Raw genomic sequence first — 22968 nt, 5'->3', positions numbered from 1 at the left:
GATGGAGACAGACACTACACCGCGTGGTCTGATCGATACCGGAGTCGCCGCATCCGCTCCGGACGTGGAGTTTTCGCTCCCGCCCTCCCTGCACCGCCTTGGTTCCGTGCGCCTGCTGTCGCTGGACGCGCACGGCCGCGTGCTCGACTGGATCAACTGGCAGGAAGCGTCCTGCCTCTACGCGCGCGGCGCGGTGGCCTGGACCCTGGGCGACCCCTGCCTGCATGTGCACGGCGCCATCAACCGCGCCAGCGGCCTGCGCAGCGGCCTGGACCTGCACCCGATCATCGCCTCGCGCGGCCATGCCCGTTCGCGCGCCATCGACCCGACCCCCAACCTCACCAACACCGCGCTGTTCGCCCGCGACGCGCAGCTGTGCCTGTACTGCGGCCAGCAGTTCAGCCGCCCGCACCTGACCCGCGACCACGTGATGCCGCTGTCCAAGGGTGGCCGCGACATCTGGGAGAACGTGGTCAGCGCCTGCTTCCAGTGCAATTCGCGCAAGAGCAACCGCACCCCGCAGCAGGCCAACATGCCGCTGTTGGCGGTGCCGTACCGGCCGAGCTGGATCGAGCACCTGATCCTGTCCAACCGCAACATCCTGGCCGACCAGATGGCATTCCTGCAGGCACAGCTGCCCAAGAAGGCCCCGCGCCGCAGCGCCTGAGCCGGCGCGGTGCCGGTGCGCGACTGCCGGGCACGCCCATCGTGCGGGCATTCATCGACGCGTTCGCCCGCCCGCGACGCGCGCCAGCGTCCGTTCACCCGCGCCGCGCCCGAGGGCGTTGCCGCTGGCAGAGGCGCCCCGGGCAGGCACCGCGACGCAGCGCCGGCGCCTTGCGCTCTGACTGATGCACGGCCCGCGTGTCGCGCGGGCATACATGGACGCGCGATCCCACCCGCGCATGTCACGACTGCACCCAGTTCCCGGCCGACCCGACGCCGTTGCCGCAGGCCCGGGCAGGCACCGAACGCATGCCCCCATCGCGGTCCCGGCGCCTGAACCGGCCACCACCTGCGCACCCCGGCGTGCCTTCACCAGGCCCAAGCACCCAGCGGACGCGCATCGGGCGAGCGCCGCCACGGCGCAAGCTGAACCCCACCCGCACTCCTGCCGCGGAAGCCGTCATCGGCGGCCCACGCCACCGGTGGTTTGCTTGCCCCACCCCGGAATGGGGGCGAAAATACCGGTCCAGCTGAAACGCGAAGAACATGATCGACTCCGTCCGCTATCCGCGCCTGTCGCGCATCCAGACCCCGCACGATCTGCGCACGTTCGAGGAAACCGAACTGACCGCGGTCGCCGGCGAGCTGCGCGATTACCTGATCGAATCCGTGGGCCGGAGCGGCGGCCACTTCGCCGCCGGGCTGGGCGTGATCGAACTCACCGTCGCCCTGCACTACCTCTACGACACCCCGGTCGACCAGCTGGTGTGGGACGTCGGCCACCAGACCTACCCGCACAAGATCCTGACCGGCCGCCGCGACACCATCCACACGGTCAAGCAGAAGGACGGCGTGGCGCCGTTCCCCAAGCGCGAGGAAAGCGAGTACGACGCGTTCGGCGTCGGCCATTCCTCGACCTCGATCTCGGCGGCGCTGGGCATGGCCATCGCGCGCCAGCGCCAGGGCGACGAGCGCCGCATGGTGGCGGTGATCGGCGACGGCGCGATGACCGCGGGCATGGCGTTCGAGGCGCTGGCGCATGCCGGCGGCATGGACGAGGAGCCCAATATCCTGGTCATCCTCAACGACAACAACATGTCCATCTCCGAGGCGGTGGGCGGGCTGACCAAGATGCTCGGCCGCGCCACCGCCAGCCGCACCCTCAACGCGCTGCGCGAGGGCGGCAAGAAGATCCTCGGCGACAAGCGCCACAGCCCGCCGGCGCGCTTCGTCAAGCGCTGGGAGGAACAGTGGAAGGGCATGTTCGTGCCGTCCACCGCGTTCGAGCAGATGGGCTTCCACTACACCGGCCCGATCGACGGCCACGACCTGCCGCTGCTGCTGTCCACCCTCAAGACCCTCAAGGGCAAGAAGGGGCCGCACCTGCTGCACATCATGACCACCAAGGGCAAGGGCTACGAGCCGGCCGAGGGCGACCAGATCGGCTATCACGCCGTCGGCCCGTTCGACCCGAGCAAGGGCCTGCCGGCCAAGAGCGCGCCGAAGAAGCCGACCTACACCGACGTGTTCGGCGACTGGCTGTGCGATGCCGCCGCCGCCGAGCCGCAGCTGATGGGCATCACCCCGGCCATGCGCGAGGGCTCGGGCCTGGTACGTTTCAGCAGGGAGTACCCGCAGCGCTACTTCGACGTGGCCATCGCCGAGCAGCACGCGGTGACCCTGGCCGCGGGCATGGCCACCCAGGGCGCAAAGCCGGTGGTGGCGATCTATTCCACCTTCCTGCAGCGCGCCTACGACCAGCTGGTGCACGACGTCGCCATCCAGGACCTGGACGTGCTGTTCGCCATCGACCGCGCCGGCGTGGTCGGCCCGGACGGCGCCACCCATGCCGGCAACCTGGACCTGAGTTTCCTGCGCTGCGTGCCGAACATGCTGGTGATGGCGCCGGCCGACGAGGCCGAGTGCCGGCAGATGCTCAGCACCGGCCTGCAGTACCGTGGACCGGCGGCGGTGCGCTACCCGCGTGGCACCGGCCCGGGGGTCGCGCCCGGCGTGGATCTGTCCACCCTGCCGATCGGCAAGGCGCAGCTGCGCGCACAGGGCCAGCGCCTGGCCATCCTGGCCTTCGGCTCCACCGTCGCGGCCGCCGAGCAGGTGGGACGCGAACTGGGCCTGAGCGTGGTCAACATGCGCTTCGTCAAACCGCTGGACCGCGCCCTGCTACTCGACCTCGCCCGCACCCACCAGGGCTTCGTCACCGTCGAGGACAACGTGGTCGCCGGCGGTGCCGGCTCGGGCGTGTCCGAACTGCTCAACGCCGAGGCCGTGGTGCTGCCGGTGCTGCACCTGGGCCTGCCGGACAGCTTCCAGCACCATGCCAGCCGCGAAGACCTGCTGGCCGAAGCCGGCATCGATGCGGCCGGCATCCGCGACGCTATCCTGCGGCGCTGGCCGGACGTGCGCGGCACCACCGCGCCGCTGAGCGTAGCCGGCTGACTGACGGCCTCTGGATGCGTGCACCCGTTGCCTTGCCGGCAGCGGGACGACCCGGTGCATGCGCAGGTGGCGGGCCCCCGGCGTTCCGTCGCGGCCCTCCACGGGTGCACAGGCACCGCCGTTTCCCGTGTTTCCCGACTGCCTCCTGCCGGCGCGAGTACCGGCCTGGCGCCAAGCACACCGCGAATAGGCCCGGCCATCAGGATGATGGCCGGGCCTGGGCTGCATGCGCGCTGGCGCAACGCCGCGGCTTACTCTTCTTCGTCGTTGCCCTGGCCCGGCGCCTTGCGCTGCTGGCCCTGGTCCTGCTGCCCGGGTTGCTGTTTCTGGTTGGGGTTGTCCGGGTTCTGCTGCCCGACGTTCTGCTTCGGGTTCTGGTCGCGCTGCTGGGTCATGACGGTCTCCTGATTGCCGCGGCCGGTTGCCGTGGTGGGACGAGCATCCCGCCGGCACCGTTGGCACGTTGTGCGCGGCCGTCAACACCAGGATCACGACGCTGACTGTCGCCGCGGGCGCAATCGCGGAGCGCGCGCGGCACTGAAACCACCGCCACTCACGTTCGTCGGGACGCATCCAGCGGGCGCTTCAGCGCATGCGCGGGCAACAGGCGCCGCGCGGCGCCACAAGGGCCGCCTGGCGCCGCCCGCGCGCGATCCTGTGCGCCGTGGATGACGGCGGCACACGCGCCCGGCGCCGGCACGGCAAATGGCACTGATCGCGAGCTGCCGACCGCGCGCGCCACCGGCGCACACTTCCGGCACCCGGCGCGCTGCGCAATCCAGAAAAAGAAAAAGCCCTGAATCATCAGGGCTTCAAATGGAGGCCTGGGTCGGAATCGAACCGGCGTACGCGGATTTGCAATCCGCTGCATAACCACTCTGCTACCAGGCCACAATCTTGTCGATCGTACAGGAAGAAAAACCTCTTCCCGATATGAAAAAACCCCGCTCGCGGGGCCTTTTCGTAATCTGGAGCGGGAAACGAGACTCGAACTCGCGACCTCAACCTTGGCAAGGTTGCGCTCTACCAACTGAGCTATTCCCGCTTGGGAGCCGTGCATTCTACAGACTTCGTAGGAATTGCGCCAGCCTTTTTAACAACTTTCTTCACGCTTCCGGGAAGCTTTCCGGCTTCCCCGCATACCGCCTGCAATCAGCTGATCGCGTCGATATACATGAGGTGAATTCCCTGATTCAGCTCCGTTGAAAACCCGGAAGCTTCATCGATCTGGAGCGGGAAACGAGACTCGAACTCGCGACCTCAACCTTGGCAAGGTTGCGCTCTACCAACTGAGCTATTCCCGCTTGGGAGGCGAAATTCTACATGCAATCGCCTACCTGTCAACAGCCCTGTTTCATCTTTTTTTCGACTGCGAGCGCGCGGCGATTTCGTCCTCGCGCAGGCTCGGCCAGGCCGCGCGCAGGTACTGCACGGCGGACACCAGCGTGAGCAGCGCGGCGATCGCCAGCATCCAGTCGCCGATGTGGAATATCGGCCCGCCCAGCCAGATGTCGGTCACCGGCGTGTTGGGCGATACCGAGTACAGCAGGCACAGCAGCGCGATCATCTGCGCGGTGGTCTTGATCTTGCCGATCATCGCCACCCGCACCTTGGCGCGCTGGCCGATCTCGGCCATCCACTCGCGCAGCGCGGATACCGCGATCTCGCGACCGACGATCACCGCGGCCCAGAACGCCATCCATGCGGTCGGGTGGCCCTGCACGATCAGGAACAGCGCCACGGCCACCATCAGCTTGTCGGCCACCGGGTCGAGGAAGGCGCCGAACGCCGAATGCATCTGGTAGCGGCGCGCGACCCAGCCATCGAGCCAGTCGGTGATCGCCGCCAGGCCGAACACCGCGGCCGACGCGAAGTTCGTCCACGTGTACGGCAGGTAGAACACCAGCACCAGCACCGGGATCATCACGATCCGCAGCAACGTCAGCCAGGTGGGTACGGTCAGGGTCATTACAGCTTTACTCCGCTGCCGGATCCGGGATCGACAGTCCGTGAAGGTTAGCGTAGATGCGCGTTGCAAGGGCGGCATTGATGCCTTCCACGCGCGCGATCTCGGCTTCGCCGGCCGCTTTCAGCCCGGCCAGTCCACCGAAATGCTTGAGCAGGCTGGCGCGGCGCCGCGGGCCGATGCCGGGAATATCCTCCAGCCGACTGGTCATGCGCGCCTTCTGCCGGCGTCCACGGTGCCCGGTGATCGCGAAACGGTGCGCTTCGTCACGCACCTGCTGGATGAACTGCAGCGCCGGCGACGCCGCGCCCGGGCGGATCTCGCGCCCGTCGGGCAACACCAGCGCCTCGTGGCCCGCGCGGCGCTCGACGCCCTTGGCGACCCCCAGCAGCAGCACGCCCTCGACCCCCAGGTCGGCCAGCGCGGCCTGCGCCTGCGCGAGCTGCCCGGCGCCACCATCGATCAGCAGCACGTCCGGCAAGGCCGGCAGGTCGCCACTGCGCGACGCGGCGCGGGAACGCCCGCCATCGCTGGCATCGGCGTCCGGCGCCGCCATCTCCGCGGCCTCCAGCGCGCGCCGGAAGCGGCGGTCGATGGCCTGGCGCATCGCCGCGTAATCGTCGCCGGGCTCGATGCCGCTGATGTTGTAGCGCCGGTACTGCGCGCGCACCGGGCCGGCCGCGTCGAACACCACGCACGACGCCACCGTGGCCTCGCCCATGGTGTGGCTGATGTCGAAACACTCCACGCGCCGGACCGGTTCGGCCAGGCCCAGCATCTGCCGCAACGCCTCGCTGCGCGCATGCTGCGCACCACGGCTGTCGAGCTCGCTGACCAGGCTGATCTGCGCGTTGCGGCTGGCGAGTTCGACATAGCCGGCACGCTCGCCGCGCACGTTCCATTTCAGAACCACCTTGCGCTCGGCGGCGCTGGCCAGTGCCGCCTCGATCATCCCGGCGTCGGGAATCTCGCGGTCCAGCAGCACTTCCGGTGGTGGCGCGTGCTCGGCGTAGTACTGCGACACGAATGCGCCCAGCACCTCCTCGGCGCTGTCCTCGCCGTTGGTGCGCGGGAAGAACGCGCGCGTGCCGAGGTTGCGGCCATCGCGGAAGGCCAGCAGCAGCACGCACGCGCTGGCGCCCTGCATCGCGCAGGCCAGCACGTCCAGGTCGGCGGCGCGGCCGTCCACGTACTGCCGGTTCTGCATGCTGCGCAGCGAGGCGACCAGGTCGCGCAGGCGCGCGGCGCGCTCGAACTCCAGGGCGTCGCTGGCCTGCTGCATCGCCTGCACCAGTTCATCGGCCAGCTGGTCGCTGCGGCCTTCGAGGAACAACGCCGCGCGGCGTACCGATTCGTCGTACTCCGCCTGCGCCACCAGCTCCACGCACGGCGCGCTGCAGCGGCCTATCTGGTACTGCAGGCAGGGCCGCGAGCGGTTGCGGAACACGCTGTCCTCGCAGCTGCGCAGCTTGAACAGCTTGTGCATCAGGTTCAGCGTCTCGCGCACCGCACCCACGCCCGGATAAGGCCCGTAATAGCGTCCCGGCACCGAGCGCGGACCGCGATGCAGGGCGATGCGCGGCCACTGCTCGCGGGTGAGCAGCACCTGCGGATAGGTCTTGTCGTCGCGCAGGGAGACGTTGTAGCGCGGTGCCAGCGACTTGATCAGCTGGTTCTCGAGCAGCAGCGCCTCGGCCTCGGTGCGGGTGACGGTCACGTCCATCCGCGCCACCTGCGCAAGCATCATCATGATGCGCCGGCTCTTCGGCGAGCCGTTGAAATAGCTGCCCACGCGCTTGCGCAGCGCGCCGGCCTTGCCCACGTACAACAGCGTGTCGTCGGCCGCGTACATGCGGTACACGCCCGGCGCGGTGCTCAGCGCCGCCGCGTACGCCCGGCCGTCGAACCCGCTTGTCACCGTGCCGCTCATTCCTCGATCGGCACGTGGCCCAGTTCGCCGCTGACCGGGTCGAACCGCAGGATCGCATGGGCATCGGTCTCGGCGATCCACACCGCGCCGGCGGCCACTGCCAGCGCGGCCGGGCCGTGCAGGCGCCGCGGCAGGTTGACGGTGGTCAGGTCACCGCCCCCCAGGCGCAGCATGCGCAGGCAGCCGTTGCCGGCGTCGGCGATCCACAGCAGCGGCGATTCGCTGCCCATCGCGATGGCCTGCGGATACTGCAGGTGCGCGCGGGCGCGCGGTCCGTCGGTATTGCCGAACTCCCACGGCCCCTGCCCCACCAGGGTCTGCACCACGTCGCCGCGCAGCTGCACCGAGCGGATCGCCGACCCCAGCGCGTCGCAGACATACAGCACCTGCTGCACCGCCACCACGCCGCAGGGCTGGGCGAACGCGGCCAGATGCCCACCGCCGTCGCGCACTTCCAGCGCACCGGCGCCGGCGCGCCAGCGCAGCGCGCGGATGCCCAGGTCGTAGCTCCAGATGTGGTTGTCACCGGCCATGGCGATATGCAGCTGGTTGTCGGCGATGGCGATGTCCAGCGGGTGGCTCAGCGGACTGTCCCAGGGCTGCGCCAGCACGCCGGCCACCGGATCGCCGGCGCGGCCGGTGCCGCACAGGGTGTCGACCTGCCCGCTCGGCAGGTGGATGCGGCGCACGGCATGGTTGCCGGTATCGGCGACGTAGAGCATCTCGCGCTCGAGCGCCAACCCATGCGGCCGGTTGAACGCCGCCTCGGCTGCCGGCCCGTTGACCAGGTCCGCGCTGCCGACGCCGAACTGGCGCAGCACGCGCCCGCCATGGGTGCATTCGAGGATGCGGTGGTGGCCGGTATCGGCGACATAGAGCCGGTCGGCGCTGGCCGCCAGGCCAGCGGGGAAGCGCAGTGGCAGGCGTGGTTCCACGTTGGTTTCCGCAACCGCGCGCAGGTCCTCGTCGGCAGGCCGCGCCAGTCCTTCGCACAGCGCGTTGAGGCTGCGCTCCAGGTCGCCGGCGGCGCCCACCAGGCGCTCGCGTTCCTGGCCCTGGGCATCGATCAGCAGCAGCGTCGGCCATGCCTCGATGCCGAAACGGCGCCATGTTTCCCACTGCGCGTCGAGCAGGATCGGTGCGCCGACGCCATGCCGGCGCAGCAGCTTCAGCGCCGGCTGCGGCTCACGTTCGAAATCGAAGCGCGGCACCTGCACCACCAGCAGTTGCACGCGCCCGGGGTTGCGCGCCTGCCACTGCAGCACCTCGAGCAGCCGCTGCACGCACCAGACCGAGGCGGCGTTGACGAAGGCCAGCACCAACGGGCGGCCGGCGTGGTCCTGCAACGTGGACGGCGCCGCATTGAGCCAGATGCCGGACTTGGGAATATCCATCGCAGGCTGAGCGTTCATGGGCCGATTATGCCGGAGTCGGGCACGGCCGACAGGCGCCTGACCACCGCCTCGGCCGCCGCCTCCAGCAGCGCCCAGCTGTGCTCGAAATCCGCCTCGCCGCCGTAATAGGGATCGGGTACCGCGCTGGCGCTGGTGACCCCGGCCCAGGGCAGCAGCAAGGCGGCCCTGGCGCGCGCCTGCGGCGGCGCCAGCGCCCGGGCCTGCTCCAGGTTGTCCGGGTCCGCGCACAGGATGTGGTCGAAACGGAGGAAGTCGGCGGGCTGCAGCTGGCGCGCGCGCAGCCCGGAGATGTCCACCCCGTGGCGGCGCGCGCAGGCCACCGCCCGCGGATCCGGCGCCTTGCCGCGGTGCCAGCCGGCGGTCCCCGCCGAGTCCACCTCGACCCGCCCGGCCAGCGGCGAACGCGCGATCCGCGCGCGCAGGGCGCCCTCGCCCATCGGCGAGCGGCAGATGTTGCCCAGGCACACCACCAGCAGCTTCAACGCGCGCCCTCCAGCCGTGCGACGGCACGCGCCAGGTCTTCCGGGGTATCGATGCCCGGCGGGAACGGCTCCGGCGACAGCGCCACGGCGATACGGAAGCCCGCCTCCAGCACCCGCAGCTGTTCCAGCGACTCGATCTGCTCCAGTGTTCCCGGTGGCATCGCCGCGAACTGCTGCAGGAAGCCGGCGCGGTAGCCGTAGATGCCGATATGGCGCAGCCATTGCGCCTGCGGCAACTGCGCGGTCGAGCGGGCGAAGGCGTCGCGGTGCCAGGGAATGGGCGCGCGGCTGAAGTACAGCGCATCGCCCCGCGCGTTGCGCACCAGCTTGACCACGTTGGGGTCGAACAGGGTCGCGGCGTCCTCCACCGGCGTGGCCAGGGTCGCCATCGGCGCCTCGCTGGCCGCCAGCGTCGCCGCCACCGCGCGGATGCCGGCCGCCGGCGCGAACGGCTCGTCGCCCTGCAGGTTGACCACGATGGCCTGCTCGTCCCAGCCGGCGCGGCGCGCGCATTCGGCCAGCCGGTCCGTGCCCGAAGCATGGTCATCGCGGGTCATCGCCACGCGGATGCCGTCCAGGCCATCGAGCGCGTCGGCGATCCGCCGGTCGTCGGTGGCCACCCACACTTCGCGCGCGCCGGCGTCCAGGGCGCGCCGCGCCACGTGCACGACCATCGGCTGCCCGGCCAGCAGGGCCAGCGGCTTGCCGGGCAGGCGGGTGGACGCATGGCGCGCCGGGATCGCCACGACGAATTCAGGAACCACGTTCATCTGTACTCCTTGCCCGCTCCGGGCTGCACTGGATGGCCCCGCACGGCGCGACGCGCATGCCCGCGCGGGGACGGAGATCGCCGCTGAGGATAAGGGTTGCCACCGCCGCGGCGTACGCCCGCATGGCCAGGCTTCGACCGGGTTCGCATTTGCCGCGCACGCCAGCCCTGCCCGCCGGCGGCCTGCACCGGCGCCGCCGCGCGCGGCGCACGCATCACGCCCGCGCCAGCTTGCCCAGGCGGTCCAGCAGCGCGACCCAGAACGCCGCGGGCAGTTCGGCCTGCAACGGCACCGCATAGTGCCAGTCGGTGGCGAACGCCTTGCACTTCACCGCGTCCTTCTCGGTCATCAGCACCGGCAGCTCGCTGCCGAAGGACAGGTCCGATGCCTGGTAGCGGTGGTGGTCGGCGAACGCATGCGGCACCACGCCGATGCCGCGGGTGCGCAGCATCTGGAAGAAGCGCTGCGGATGGGCGATGCCGGCCACGGCATGCACCCGCTGCCCGGCGAAACCCTGCAGCGAACGCTCGCGCCCGCCACGCAGCGGGCGGGCGCTGTCGATGCGCAGGCGCATCGTCCATTCACCGAACCCGGCGCCCGGCTGGACCTCACCGGCATCGCTGGCCTGGCCCAGGTTGACCACCCGGAAATCGCAGTCGCGCGCCCGCGCCACCGGTTCACGCAGCGGGCCGGCCGGCATCAGCAGGCCGTTGCCGTAGCGCCGCTGCGCATCGACCACTTCGATCTCGATGTCGCGCGCCAGCCGGTAGTGCTGCAGGCCGTCGTCGCAGACCACCACGTCGCAGCCGGCCTCGAGCAGCGCCCGCGCCGCGGCGACGCGATCCCGGTCCACGCGTACCGGCACGCCCGTCTTCCAGGCGATCAGCAGCGGCTCGTCGCCGGCCAGTTCCGGCGCCAGTTCCGGGGTGATCCAGCGGGCGCTGCCGGCGTCGTCGCGGCCGTAACCGCGGCTGGCCACGCCCGGCTTCCAGCCCGCCTCGCGCAGGCGCTCGACCAGTGCGATGGTCAGCGGCGTCTTGCCGGTGCCGCCGGCGGTGATGTTGCCGACCACGATCACCGGCACCGGCACCTGGCGGCCGCGCAGCCAGCCGCGGCGGTATAGCCCGCGGCGCAGGCCGGCAACCGCGGCGTACAGCGGCGCCAGCAGGCGGGCCGTCCACGGCACCGGGGCGCCGTCATACCACCATGGCGGCGTCTGCGTTCCCTTGCCGGCCATCAGACCTGCCTTTCCCGGAACTGCATCCGGTAGAGGTGTTCGTACAGCCCGCCCAGCGCCAGCAGCTCCTGGTGGGTGCCGCGCTCGACGATCCGCCCCTGGTCCATCACCAGCACCTGGTCGGCGTGTTCGATGGTGGAAAGGCGGTGCGCGATCACCAGCGTGGTGCGGTCGGGCATCAACCGCTGCAGCGCATCCTGCACCAGCCGTTCGGACTCGTTGTCCAGTGCCGCGGTGGCCTCGTCCAGGATCAGGATCGGCGCATCCTTGAGCATGGCGCGGGCGATCGCCAGGCGCTGGCGCTGGCCGCCGGACAGGCGCCCGCCCTTGGCGCCGACCTGGGCATCCACGCCCTGCGGCAGCTGGTCGACGAATTCGCGCGCGTTGGCGCCGGCGATGGCCTGTTCCAGCTGCTCGGCGCTGCGGCCCTGCAGTTCGCCGTAGGCGATGTTCTGGGCGATGCTGCCATCGAACAGCACAACCTGCTGCCCGACCAGCGCGATCTGCCGGCGCAGGTCGGCCAGGCGGTACTCCTGCACGGGATGTCCATCGAGCAGGATCTGCCCGGACTCGGGCTCGTAGAAACGCGGAATCAACTTGATCAGGGTCGACTTGCCGCTGCCCGAGCGGCCGACGATCGCCGTCACGGTACCGGGACGGGCGACGAAACTGACGCCCTCCATCGCCGGCCGGGCCTGGCCCGGGTAGCGCGCGGTGACGTCGCGGAATTCCAGCAGGCCCTCGGCCCGCTGCAGCCCGCGCGTGCCCGCGTCCGGCTCATCCTGGGCATCGAGCACCACGAACAGGCGCTGCGCCGAGGCGATGCCGCGCTGGGTCATGTTCTGCACGTTGGTCAGCTGCTTGAGCGCGGGGATGATCGTCATCATCGCCAGCATCATCGACACGAAGTTGCCCACCGACAGGCGCCCGGCGGCGGCCTCGTGGCCGGCGATCAGCAGCAGCGACGCCAGGCCGACCGCACCGATCAACTGCACCATCGCCGAGGAGATGCTGCGCGTGGCTTCCACCTTCATCGCCAGCTTCAGGTTGGTGTCGGCCAGGCCGCCGTAGCGCGCCAGCTCGCTGCGCTGCGCACCGTAGATCTTCACCTCCTGGTGGCTGGACAGGGTCTGGTCCGCGGCCTGCAGCAGTTCCGCGCCACTTTCCTGGATGCGGTGGCTGATGCGCCGGTAGCGCTTGGCCACCTTGTTCATCACCCACGCCAGCGGCGGCGCCAGCACGAAGATCGCCAGCGTCACCTGCCAGCTGTACCACAGCATCGCCGCCAGCGAGACCAGCACCTGCAGGGATTGCTGCAGCACCACCTTCATGGCGTCGACCGCGGCCTGCGCCACCTGGTCGCTGTCCGAGCCGAGCCGCACCAGCATCGACGGCACCGGCTCGGTATCGAACTGCAGTCCGGGCAGGTGCAGGTATTTGTCCAGCACCCGCACGCGCAGGTCGCGGGCGATGCTGCGCGCGGCCCTGCCCATGCCGATGTCGGTCAGGTAACCGGCGATGCCGCGCAGCAAGAACAGGCCGATGATGGCCAGCGGCATCCACCCGTTGATGTCCTTCGGATTCACCAGGTTGTTGGTGATGGGGCTCATCAGCATGAGGAAGCCACCACCGGCCGCGGCCTCGATCAGCATGCCCAGTGCGGCCATCATCAGCAGCCCGCGGTAGGGCTGCGCGAACCCCAACAGGCGCCGGTAGGTCTGCCAGGGTGTTTCGCTGAGGCTCATCGCTGCACCTCCGGTGCCGTGGCGATGGCGATGCGGCGGAAGCCGAGCTGCCCCAGGGCGTCCTGCACGGTGACCACCGCCTGGTACGGCGTGCGCGCGTCGGCACGCAGCAGCACGGTCTGCCCGCGGTCATCGCCGGCGACCTGGACGATGGTCCGCTTCACCGATTCCACGTCGGTGCGCAGCACCTCGCGGTCGTTGATGAAATAACGGCCATCGGCATTGACCAGCACGCTGAGCGAGCGCGGCGGCTCGGCATTGCGCTGGTCGCTGGCGGTCGGCAGCTGCACCTGCAGGGTGGAGCGTGCGTCGAAGGTGGTGGTGACCACGAAGAAGATGATCAGCACCAGGATCACGTCGATCAGCGGCACCAGATCGATATGCGGCTCTTCCTGGGCCCGGTCGTTGCGGATGCGCATGCGGGGTCAGGCCTTGGCCACTGCCGCTGCCTGCGCGGCCGGCTTGGCCGCGGCCATCACCGCAGGGCGGCCGTCCAGGGTATCCAGCAGCGCGCCGGCTTCGTGTTCCATCTCGATCACGTAACCGTCCACGCGCGCGCGGAAATAGCGGTGGAACATCAGCGCGGGGATGGCCACGATCATGCCGGTGGCGGTGCACACCAGGGCCTTGCCGATACCGCCGGCCAGCTGGTTCACGTCGCCCACGCCATGGTCGAGGATGCCCAGGAACATCTGGATCATGCCGATCACCGTGCCGAGCAGGCCAAGCAGCGGGCCGGCCGATGCGATGGTACCCAGCGCGTTGAGGTAACGCCCCATCCGGTGCACCAGGTGGCGGCCGGTGTCCTCGATGCGCTCGCGGATCTGGTCGCGCGGGCGGTTGCGGGCTTCCAGCGCCGCGGCCAGCAGCGCGCCCAGCGGCGAGTTCGCGCGCAGCGATTCGATGTGGGAAGCGTCCAGCTTGCCGCGCGCGGCCCAGTTGCGCACCTCCTGCCCCAGCCCCGGCGGCAGCACCTCGTTACGCCGCAGGCTCCAGAAGCGCTCCAGGACAATCGCCAAAGCCAGTACGCCCAACAGCAGCAGCGGCACCATCGGCCAACCGCCGGCCTTGACCAGTTCCCACACGTTTCAACCCTCCGGCACGACAGCCGTCTTTTCATCCGCCGATAGGATAACAGCCGCCCGCGCCCGCCCAGCAGCATCCCACAGGCGACGACGCCACGGCCGGCGCTCGCGCACCTGCAGGCCCTGCGCCCCCAGCCAGACCCTGACCGCGCCGCTCGCCGGCGTCGCCAGCACCTCGGCCCCCGCCCCCCGCCAGCGCTCGACCACCTCCGCCCGCGGATGGCCGAAACGGTTGCCGTGCCCGGCCGACAGCAGCACCAGGCGCGCCCCGGTGGCCGCCACGAATCCCGGCCGGGACGAGCCGGCGCTGCCATGGTGCGGGGCCACGACCACCTCGGCCCGCAGCGCCGGGCGCTGCCGACGCACCAGGCCGGCCTCGATGACCTCGCCGATATCCCCTGCCAGCAGCATCGCGCCATGAGCGGAACGTATCCGCAGCACGCAACTGGATTCGTTGCGCAGGTAGGGAAAGCCGGCAGGCGGATGCAGGTATTCGAACTGCACGCCATCCCACTGCCAGCGCAGGCCGGCGACGCAATCACGTGACGGTATCGACGGCTGCATGCCCGGCGGCGCATGCCAGGCCATGACCGGTAGCGCCGCGCGGACGGCGGCGATGCCGCCGGCGTGATCGTTGTCGCCATGGCTGACGACCACCGCATCGAGCCGCCCCACGCCCAGGGCGCGCAGCGCCGGCACCACCACCCGCGCGCCGGCGTCGAAACCGTCGCGCACCGCCGGCCCGGCGTCATAGAGCAGGCGGTGGCCGCGGGTACGCACCAGCACCGACAGCCCCTGGCCGACGTCGAGCAGCACCAGCTCGACCTCGCCATGCCGCGGAAGCTCACGCCCCGGCCACAGCAGCGGCAACCACAGCAGCAGTGCCAGTGATTTGCCCGGGATCGCACGCGGCAGCAGCAGCCAGCCCGCGCCGGCCAGCGCGAGCGGCAGCGCGGGACCGGCCGCCTCCGGCAGCCACCACAGGGCGAAGCGGCTGCCCCCCAGCCACGACAGCGCGGACCAGCTCAGCTCGAAGCACCAGGCCGAGGCGCGCCACGGCCCGCTGCCGGCCCCCGCCAGCAGCGCCTCCAGCCCCGTCCCCAACAGTGCCAACGGCACCACCACCAGACTCCACCACGGGATCGCCAGCAGATTCGCCAGCGGGCCGGCAAGCGAGGCCTGGTCGAACAGCACCGCGGTCAGCGGCAACAGCCCTATCGTTGCCACCGACTGCGCGGACAGGAAGCCACCCAGCCAGTGCATGCGTTCCGGAAGGCACCAGGCCAGCCAGGCCACGCCGGCGAAGCTCAGCCAGAACCCGGCGGTCAGCATCGCCAGCGGATCCCAGCCGAGCACCAGCAGCGCGGCGAGCGCCAGCGCACCGAAAACGCTGGCCGGGCGGCGCCACAGCCTGGCCAGTGCCACCACCGCCACCATCAGCACCGTGCGCACCGTGGGCAGGGCGAAACCGGCCACGGCCGCGTAGCCGACGGCCCCGGCCACCGCGGCGAGGGCCGCGGCATGGGAACGCGGGCAATACCGCCCCAGCCAGGGAAGCAACCACCAGGCCGCGGAGGCGGCCAGGGCGACGAAGCCGGCGACCATGCCGACGTGGAAGCCTGAAATCGCGATCAGGTGGGTCAGGCCGGTGGCGCGCAGCATGTGCCAATCGCCCTCGTCCAGCGCCCGGGTATCGCCCACGGCCAGGGCCCGTACGTAGCGCGAGGCCGGGGTTTCGATGGCGGCGTCGATCCGCCCGGCGATGCGTTCGCGCCAGGCATCGATCCCACGCGGGGGCGCCAGTCGCCGCCCGCTGCCGCTCACCACCAGCCCGGTAGCGGCGATCCGCCGCGCCAATGCATTGCGCTCGGCGTCGAACCCGCCGGGGTTGGCGAGCCCGCGGGGGGCCCGCACCCGCACCTGGAACCGCCAGCGGGCGCCGGCCTGCAGCGCCAACCGGGGGCCCGGTTGGGTGCTCCCGAAATCGTCGTACCAGGCCAACTGCAGCAGCCGTCCGCGCAGTGCGTCAGGCTGGGCCGCGTCGCCATCGACCCGGAACCGGAAGCGCGTCCGCCTGGACTCCACTTCCGGCAGCGACGCCACGGTGCCGGCGACGGACACCACGCTGCGCTCCAGCGCCGGCGGCAACTGCGCCTGCAGCGCCCAGCCGGCCTGCAGCGCCGCCCAGCCGGCCCCTGCCAGCAACGCCCCACAGCACGGTGCACGGCCCGCCGCCCAGAGTGCCAGCCCGGCCAGCAGCACGCTCCAGCGCACCCCGGGCGGCGGCAACCCCGGCATCCACAGCACCATGCCGACGCCGGCCAGGAAGCAGGCCGCGGCAGCCTTGCCCAAGCGCGGGCAAGCCCGCGTACCGGTGGCAGGGCGCAGCGCCCGAATCCAGTCGCGGCGTCGCTTGCACACGGCCCACCCCCCCTTCCGCCAGCCCGCCCCCATGCTGCCCGGGCGATGGCGCGCCCGCCGTAGGCCGGTCACGCATCCACGATGCAGGAAATGCCGTGCCGTGGCTTGGGCCAGCCCGCAGCGCCGGCCCTGCAGGAGAACGCCGCCGCGGAAACCACGCAAAAGAAAAGCGGGCCAGAGGCCCGCTTTTCCGGATGCAGCACAGGTACCCGGGCTTATTCGGCCGGGGTGCCCTCGCCTTCCTCGACGGCCTTCATCGACAGGCGGATGCGGCCCTGCTTGTCCACTTCCAGCACCTTGACCTTGACCACGTCGCCTTCCTTCAGCTTGTCGCCGACCTTCTCCACGCGCTCGCTGGAAATCTGCGAGACGTGCACCAGGCCGTCCTTGCCCGGCAGGATGGTGACGAACGCACCGAAGTCCATGATCTTGGCGACCTTGCCTTCGTAGATGCGGCCCGGCTCGACGTCCGAGGTGATCTGCTCGATGCGGCGCTTGGCTTCCTGCGCGGCGGCGTTGTTCACCGAGGCGATGGTGATGGTGCCGTCGTCCTGGATGTCGATCTGGGTGCCGGTTTCCTTGGTGATCGCCTGGATCACCGAACCGCCCTTGCCGATCACTTCGCGGATCTTGTCCGGGTGGATCTTGATGGTCAGCAGGCGCGGCGCGTAATCGCTCAGCTCCTCGCGCGGCGCGGTCAGCGCCTTGGCCATCTCGCCGAGGATGTGCAGGCGGCCGGCCTTGGCCTGCTCCAGCGCCTGCTTCATGATCTCTTCGGTGATGCCTTCGATCTTGATGTCCATCTGCAGCGCGGACACGCCTTCGGAGGTACCGGCGACCTTGAAGTCCATGTCGCCCAGGTGGTCTTCGTCACCCAGGATGTCGCTCAGCACGACGAAACGGTCGTCTTCCTTCACCAGGCCCATGGCGATACCCGCCACCGGCGCCTTGACCGGCACGCCGGCATCCATCAGCGCCAGCGAGGAGCCGCACACCGAGGCCATCGACGAGGAACCATTGGATTCGGTGATCTCCGACACCACGCGGATGGTGTACGGGAATTCCTCGATGGTCGGCATCACCGCCAGCACGCCGCGCTTGGCCAGGCGGCCGTGGCCGATCTCGCGACGCTTCGGCGCGCCGAAACGGCCGCACTCACCCACCGAGTACGGCGGGAAGTTGTAATGGAACAGGAAGTTTTCCTTGTACTCGCCGGAGACGGCATCGATGATCTGGCCGTCGCGGGCGGTGCCCAGGGTGGTGACCACGATGGCCTGGGTCTCGCCGCGGGTGAACAGCGCCGAACCGTGGGTACGCGGCAGCACGCCGGCCTTGACGGTGATCGGGCGCACGGTGTCCAGGGCACGGCCGTCGATGCGGACCTTGGTGTCCAGCACCGAATCACGCATGGTGCGGTACTCGAGCTCGCCGAACTCCTTGGCCAGTTCGGCCGGGTTCCAGCCCTCGGCGGCGACGCGGCCGGCCAGCTGCTCGGTCACGTCCTTCTTGATCGCGGCGATGGCGTCGCGGCGCTGCAGCTTGTCGCGCACCTGGAAGGCGTCGGCCAGCTTGCCGCCGATGGCTTCCTTCAGCGCCGAGATCAGCGCCTCGTTCTTGGCCGGGGCGACCCAGTCGCTCGGCTTCGTGCCGGCTTCGACGGTCAGTTCGTTGATCGCGTTGATGACCTTCTGCATCTCGCGGTGGCCGAAGGTCACCGCGCCCAGCATCACGTCCTCGGACAGCAGCGCGGCCTCGGACTCGACCATCAGCACGGCGTTGGCGGTACCGGCAACGACCAGTTCCAGCTGCGATTCCTTCAGCTCCGACACGGTCGGGTTGAGGATGTACTCGCCGTTCTTGTAGCCGACCTTGGCGGCGCCGATCGGGCCCTTGAACGGGGTGCCGGCCAGTGCCAGCGCCGCCGAGGCGCCGATCAGGGCCGGGATGTCACCGTCCACTTCCGGGTTCAGCGACATCACCGTGGCGATGATCTGCACTTCGTTCTTGTAGTCTTCCGGGAACAGCGGGCGGATCGGACGGTCGATCAGGCGCGAGATCAGCGTTTCCTTCTCCGTGGCGCGGCCTTCGCGCTTGAAGAAGCCACCCGGGATGCGGCCACCGGCGTAGAACTTTTCCTGGTAATCAACGGTCAGCGGGAAGAAGTCCTGGCCTTCGCGCGCGCTCTTGGCGGCGACGGCAGTGACCAGCAGCACGGTGTCGTCCATCTTGACGATGACGGCGCCGCTGGCCTGGCGGGCGACTTCGCCGGTCTCAAGCGTGACGGTGTGCTTGCCGTACTGGAAGGTTTTGGTGATTTTTGCCACGGAGGGTGTCCTTGGGGATGCTGTCTGCGAATGGACCGTCGGCGACCCTTGTCACCGGCGGGCGGCCGGAGTTCCGGCCCTGGAGATGTTGCTGAACTGCAAAAACAAAACCGCGGCGCATCGCTGCGCCGCGGGGGGATTGTTGCTTAGCGACGCAGGCCAAGCTTTTCGATCAGGCCCTTGTAGCGCTCGACGTCCTTCTTCTTCAGGTAGTCGAGCAGGCTGCGGCGGCGGTTGACCAGCTGCAGCAGGCCGCGGCGGCTGTGGTGGTCCTTCTTGTGGACCTTGAAGTGTTCGGTCAGCTGCTCGATGCGGGCGGTCAGCAGGGCCACCTGGACTTCCGGCGAACCGGTGTCGTTGGCGCCGCGCTTGTTGTCTTCAATAACTTTCTGGGTGTCGATCGACATGATTGTTTTCTCTGGATGCGTGGCCGGCAGGAACGTGCTGATGACGCACCGCGCAGCTCGCCGTTTAAGGAAGGCGGCCCGCCGACGGCGGACCGGTGCCCGGCAAAGGGCCGCAGAATTGTAACGATCCGCGCCTGCGGCCACAAGGCGCAACCTGTATCGGCGCCCCTGCCGGGCGCGACGGGTCAGAGGTTGAAACGGCGTTGCGGCGCCAGCATGCCGGCCGCATCCACCTGCCCCAGCCCCAGGGCCTTGCCGTCGTCGGCGAACACCGCCACCTGTCCGCGCGGCCACGCCGGATCCCGCAGGCGCTGGCCCATGCAGAAGCGCTGCGCACGCGGGGCATCCAGCTCGACCCGGCCGAAATGGCCCAGCCCCGCCTCCAGCGGCAGCAGCCATTCCAACAGCGCCGCGTCGTCACCGGCTTCGGCCAGCTCGCGCAGCGCGTCCAGGCCGATCATGCGCGGCGCCAGGAACGGCTCCACCCACAGCCGCCGCAGTGCGGTGATGTGGGCGCCGCAGCCCAACGCTTCGCCCAGGTCACGGGCGATGCTGCGGATATAGGTGCCCGAACCGCAGGTCACCCGCAGCCGCAGCCATTCAGGTTGCTGGTCCAGGACCTCGATCGCCTGCACGTGGACCTCGCGTTCGGGCGCTTCGATGGCCTCGCCGCGGCGCGCCTTCACATACAGCGGCTCGCCGCCCTGCTTCAGCGCCGAGTAGATCGGGGCGCGCTGGCGGATGTGCCCGATCAGCGGCGCCAGCGCCTGGCGCAGCGCCTGCGGGTCGAGCGCCGGGACCGGACGCTGCCGCAACACCGCACCGTCGGCATCGTCGGTATCGGTGGTCGTGCCCAGCGCGATCTGCGCGTCATAGGCCTTGGCCGAGCCCAGCAGCAGGCCGGCGATCTTGGTCGCCTCGCCGAAGCACAACGGCAGCAGCCCGGTGGCCAGCGGGTCGAGACTGCCGGTATGCCCGCCCTTCTCGGTACGGAACAGCCGCCGTGCCACCTGCAGCGCGATGTTGGAGCTCATGCCGGCAGGCTTGTCGAGCAGGACGATGCCATCCAGGCGGCGGAATTGGATACGGGGACGCATTAGTTCTGCCTCGGTCTGCCTTGTTGCTGCGGTTGCAGTGGCCTTGCGGCCTTGGATCTTGGGGCGTCCTTCCGCAGCAGCCCAGCCGCGGACAAACCCGCTGGCCGGCACGCAGGGATGGCGCCGGTTCTGGAAGAGACACGGATGTCCCGGCGGGCAATCCCATTTGGCGCAGCGGCCCGTGGCGCGCAACACGCCGGGCGCGCTGGCAGGGCGTGCTTGCCAGCCAGCAATGGCAGAGCACCGCTCTGGACCCTCTGTCTCTGCACTGGCGAAGAAAAGCTACCCGCTCCTTGCGCGTGAACGGAACCAGCCGCTTGCGCCATGGGCTGCCGCGGCCGCGAAACACGGCGGTCCGCCCCCCGCCCGCCTCGCTCGCATCCATCCCTCGGAGGACACTTACCGCCGGGAGAAGACACACGCTCGAACGCTCAGGCCTTCTCGCCTTCCTCGCCATCGGTGCCGGGCTGCGCCGACTGCACATCCGGCAGGTCGCGCAGCAGGTTGTCGATGCGTTCGCCGCGGTCCACCGAATCGTCGTAATGGAAATGCAGCTCGGGCACGTGGCGCAGCTTCATCGCCCGGGCCAGGCCCATGCGCAGCTCGCCGGCCAGTTCGCGCAGGCCCTTGACCGCCTCGACCGAACGCTCCGGCATCAGCGCGGTGACGAACACCTTGGCATGGGCCATGTCGCGGGTGACCTCCACGTCCGAGACACTGACCGATGGCAGGCCATGCTCGCGCACGGCGGCATGCACCAGCGTGCCCAGATCACGGCGGATCTGCGCGGAAACTCGGTCGGTACGGTGGAAAGTCTTGGGCACGGAATCTCGCTCGTCTGGTTGTTGCGGGGAAAACGCGGCCGGCCCGCGTCGCGCGGGCCGGCCGGTACGGCGTCATTACAGGGTGCGCGGCACTTCGATGCGCTCGAAGCACTCGATCTGGTCGCCCGCCTTGACGTCGTTGTAGGCCTTCACGCCGATACCGCACTCGGTACCGTTGCGGACCTCGTCCACGTTCTCCTTGAAGCGGCGCAGCGATTCCAGTTCGCCCTCGAACACCACCACGCTGTCGCGCAGCACGCGGATCGGCTTGTTCCGCTTGACCACGCCCTCGACCACCATGCAGCCGGCGACCGCGCCGAACTTGGAGCTGCGGAACACGTCGCGGACCTCGGCGATACCGATGATCTCTTCGCGGATTTCCACGCCCAGCAGGCCCGAAGCCACCTGCTTCACCTGGTCGATCACGTCATAGATGATCGAGAAGTAGCGCAGGTCGACGCCGTTGGATTCGATGATGCGACGGGCCGAAGCGTCCGCACGCACGTTGAAGCCGATGACCGTGGCCTTGGAGGCCACCGCCGAGTTGGCGTCCGATTCGGTGATGCCGCCCACGCCGGAGTGGATCACGTTGATCCGGATCTCGTCGTTGGACAGCCCCACCAGCGACTGGCTCAGCGCCTGCACCGAACCCTGGACGTCGGCCTTGATCAGCAGGTTCAGCACCTGCTGGCCTTCGCCCTTGCCCATCTGCGCCATGATGTCTTCCATGCGGCTGCCGGCACTGGCGACCAGGCGCGACTCGCGACGCTTGGTCTCACGCTGCTGCGCCACGTCCTTGGCCAGGCGCTCGTCGTCGACGACCACGAAGTCGTCGCCGGCATCCGGCACGCCGGACAGGCCCAGCACCTGCACCGGGATCGACGGACCGGCCTCGGCCACCTGGCGGCCGGTCTCGTCGAACAGCGCACGCACGCGGCCGTACTGGATGCCGCACACCAGGTAGTCGCCCTTCTTGAGCTGACCCTGCTGCACCAGCACCGTCGCGACCGGGCCACGGCCCTTGTCCAGCGAGGATTCGATGACCACGCCGCTGGCGCGGCCTTCGGCCACGGCCTTCAGCTCCAGCACTTCGGCCTGCAGCGAAATCGCATCCAGCAGGTCGTCGATACCCTGGCCGGTCTTGGCCGAGATCTCCACCATCTGGGTGTCGCCACCGAAGTCCTCGGCCACGACCTGCTCGGCGAGCAGTTCGTTCTTGACCCGCATCGGATCGGCGTACGACTTGTCGATCTTGTTGATCGCCACCACGATCGGCGCGTTGGCCGCGCGGGCGTGCTGGATGGCTTCGCGGGTCTGCGGCATGACGCCGTCGTCGGCCGCCACCACCACCACCACCACGTCGGTCAGCTGCGCACCGCGGGCACGCATCGAGGTGAACGCGGCATGGCCGGGGGTGTCGAGGAAGCTGATGACGCCCTTGGGCGTTTCCACGTGGTACGCGCCGATGTGCTGGGTGATGCCGCCGGCTTCGCCGTTGGCGACCTTGGTGCGGCGGATGTAATCCAGCAGCGAGGTCTTGCCGTGGTCGACGTGGCCCATGATGGTGACCACCGGCGGACGCGGCACGGCGTCGCCCTGGTCGGCATCGGTGATGGCCAGCAGCGCGTCCTCGGCATCGTTGTTGCCGGCACGTACCGCCTTGTGCCCGAGCTCCTCGGTCACCAGCGCCGCGGTGTCATGGTCGATGGACTGGGTGATGGTGGCCATCACGCCCATCTTGAACAGCGCCTTGACCACCTCGCCACCCTTCAGCGCGAGCTTCTGCGCCAGGTCGGCCACGGTGATGGTGTCGCCGATGGCGACCTCGCGCACGACCGGCGCGGTCGGACGCTCGAAGCCATGGTTGCCACCACCGCCGCGCGACTGCTCGGCGCCACGGCGGCCCTGCGGCGCGCGCGCGCCCGGACGGCCGCGGGAATTGCTGTTGTTGCCGCCGCGGCGCGCGCGGTCGGACGGCGACAGGTGCAGCTGGCCGCCGAAGCGGTTGCCGCCATTGTCGTCGGACGACTGCGGGCCACGCGCCTTGCTGCCCGGCTTGGCATGCGCGGCGCGATCGTCGCGCACGGCGTGCGGACGGCTCGGCGAAGGCGCATGGCGCACGTTCTTCACCACCGGCTCGTC

General features: G+C 69.9%; 16 protein-coding genes, 3 tRNA genes and 2 pseudogenes. 2 read left to right on the top strand and 19 right to left on the bottom strand.

The genetic code is table 11. The features are described 5' to 3' along the window. The first annotated feature begins 1 nt into the window (after position 1). Together ACJ7VY_RS06670 and dxs are read left to right on the top strand one after the other, a co-directional pair. The gene (locus ACJ7VY_RS06670) at positions 2-667 is read left to right on the top strand and encodes an HNH endonuclease (RefSeq protein ID WP_161614748.1); all 666 of its coding nucleotides are present in this window, start codon (positions 2-4) and stop codon (positions 665-667) included. A gap of 545 nt (positions 668-1212) precedes the next feature. Beyond that, positions 1213-3123, top strand: a complete 1911-nt coding sequence (gene dxs / locus ACJ7VY_RS06665) for a 1-deoxy-D-xylulose-5-phosphate synthase (RefSeq protein ID WP_409476608.1) — start codon at positions 1213-1215, stop codon at positions 3121-3123. Between the two features lie 251 nt (positions 3124-3374). Here the strand turns inward: dxs and ACJ7VY_RS06660 are convergent, their stop codons facing one another. The 19 genes and pseudogenes from ACJ7VY_RS06660 to infB all read right to left on the bottom strand — a co-directional run. Beyond that, positions 3375-3518 carry a hypothetical protein gene (locus ACJ7VY_RS06660; protein WP_158681832.1) on the bottom strand — a complete coding sequence of 48 codons (144 nt, stop codon included), beginning with the start codon at positions 3516-3518 and terminating at the stop codon, positions 3375-3377. A gap of 422 nt (positions 3519-3940) precedes the next feature. Further along, a tRNA-Cys gene (locus ACJ7VY_RS06655) sits at positions 3941-4014 on the bottom strand. 78 nt (positions 4015-4092) lie between these two features. Then, positions 4093-4168, bottom strand: a tRNA-Gly gene (locus ACJ7VY_RS06650). Between the two features lie 183 nt (positions 4169-4351). Next, positions 4352-4427, bottom strand: a tRNA-Gly gene (locus ACJ7VY_RS06645). A 50-nt stretch (positions 4428-4477) separates the two neighbouring features. Then, positions 4478-5092: a CDP-diacylglycerol--glycerol-3-phosphate 3-phosphatidyltransferase gene (pgsA, locus tag ACJ7VY_RS06640; protein WP_104938586.1), complete on the bottom strand. Its 615-nt coding sequence runs from the start codon at positions 5090-5092 to the stop codon at positions 4478-4480. 7 nt (positions 5093-5099) lie between these two features. After that, positions 5100-7019 (bottom strand): excinuclease ABC subunit UvrC, encoded by a 1920-nt coding sequence (uvrC, locus tag ACJ7VY_RS06635; protein ID WP_240211436.1) that lies wholly within the window; start codon positions 7017-7019, stop codon positions 5100-5102. Continuing rightward, a complete protein-coding gene (locus ACJ7VY_RS06630; protein ID WP_409476607.1) occupies positions 7016-8431 on the bottom strand; it encodes a hypothetical protein in 1416 nt (471 codons plus the stop codon). Before ACJ7VY_RS06630 ends, uvrC begins: the two co-directional genes overlap by 4 nt. Further along, the gene (locus ACJ7VY_RS06625) at positions 8428-8916 is read right to left on the bottom strand and encodes a low molecular weight protein-tyrosine-phosphatase (protein WP_409476606.1); all 489 of its coding nucleotides are present in this window, start codon (positions 8914-8916) and stop codon (positions 8428-8430) included. The genes ACJ7VY_RS06630 and ACJ7VY_RS06625 overlap by 4 nt, the downstream gene beginning before the upstream one ends. Then, entirely contained in the window at positions 8913-9686 is a 774-nt protein-coding gene (gene kdsB / locus ACJ7VY_RS06620; protein ID WP_409476605.1) for a 3-deoxy-manno-octulosonate cytidylyltransferase, read from the bottom strand. Before kdsB ends, ACJ7VY_RS06625 begins: the two co-directional genes overlap by 4 nt. A gap of 214 nt (positions 9687-9900) precedes the next feature. Continuing rightward, entirely contained in the window at positions 9901-10923 is a 1023-nt protein-coding gene (gene lpxK, locus ACJ7VY_RS06615) for a tetraacyldisaccharide 4'-kinase (RefSeq protein ID WP_409476604.1), read from the bottom strand. Beyond that, positions 10923-12668, bottom strand: a complete 1746-nt coding sequence (msbA, locus tag ACJ7VY_RS06610; protein ID WP_409476603.1) for a lipid A export permease/ATP-binding protein MsbA — start codon at positions 12666-12668, stop codon at positions 10923-10925. The genes lpxK and msbA overlap by 1 nt, the downstream gene beginning before the upstream one ends. Next, complete coding sequence (locus tag ACJ7VY_RS06605; RefSeq protein ID WP_054664904.1) at positions 12665-13087, bottom strand: ExbD/TolR family protein; 423 nt, start codon at positions 13085-13087, stop codon at positions 12665-12667. Before ACJ7VY_RS06605 ends, msbA begins: the two co-directional genes overlap by 4 nt. Positions 13088-13093: 6 nt before the next feature. Next, a complete protein-coding gene (locus ACJ7VY_RS06600) occupies positions 13094-13753 on the bottom strand; it encodes a MotA/TolQ/ExbB proton channel family protein (RefSeq protein ID WP_161613137.1) in 660 nt (219 codons plus the stop codon). After that, positions 13647-16063: pseudogene (locus tag ACJ7VY_RS06595) on the bottom strand (ComEC/Rec2 family competence protein). Before ACJ7VY_RS06595 ends, ACJ7VY_RS06600 begins: the two are co-directional and overlap by 107 nt. 326 nt (positions 16064-16389) lie before the next feature. Further along, the gene (pnp, locus tag ACJ7VY_RS06590) at positions 16390-18498 is read right to left on the bottom strand and encodes a polyribonucleotide nucleotidyltransferase (RefSeq protein ID WP_104938578.1); all 2109 of its coding nucleotides are present in this window, start codon (positions 18496-18498) and stop codon (positions 16390-16392) included. Between the two features lie 146 nt (positions 18499-18644). Next, on the bottom strand, positions 18645-18905 hold the full coding sequence (gene rpsO / locus ACJ7VY_RS06585) for a 30S ribosomal protein S15 (RefSeq protein ID WP_104938577.1): 261 nt from the start codon (positions 18903-18905) through the stop codon (positions 18645-18647). Between the two features lie 185 nt (positions 18906-19090). Continuing rightward, positions 19091-20002 carry a tRNA pseudouridine(55) synthase TruB gene (gene truB / locus ACJ7VY_RS06580; protein WP_409476602.1) on the bottom strand — a complete coding sequence of 304 codons (912 nt, stop codon included), beginning with the start codon at positions 20000-20002 and terminating at the stop codon, positions 19091-19093. A 431-nt stretch (positions 20003-20433) separates the two neighbouring features. Beyond that, positions 20434-20826, bottom strand: coding sequence for a 30S ribosome-binding factor RbfA (rbfA, locus tag ACJ7VY_RS06575; protein WP_104938575.1), 393 nt, complete (start codon positions 20824-20826; stop codon positions 20434-20436). Between the two features lie 75 nt (positions 20827-20901). Continuing rightward, positions 20902-22830 (bottom strand): annotated as a pseudogene (gene infB / locus ACJ7VY_RS06570) (translation initiation factor IF-2); the annotation flags it as partial. Positions 22831-22968: the final 138 nt, after the last annotated feature.

Origin of the sequence: Stenotrophomonas sp. Y-13 (genome assembly GCF_046267925.1) — a bacterium.
Taxonomy (GTDB): domain Bacteria; phylum Pseudomonadota; class Gammaproteobacteria; order Xanthomonadales; family Xanthomonadaceae; genus Stenotrophomonas; species Stenotrophomonas acidaminiphila_A.
This window is presented reverse-complemented; position numbering and strand designations above follow the sequence as displayed.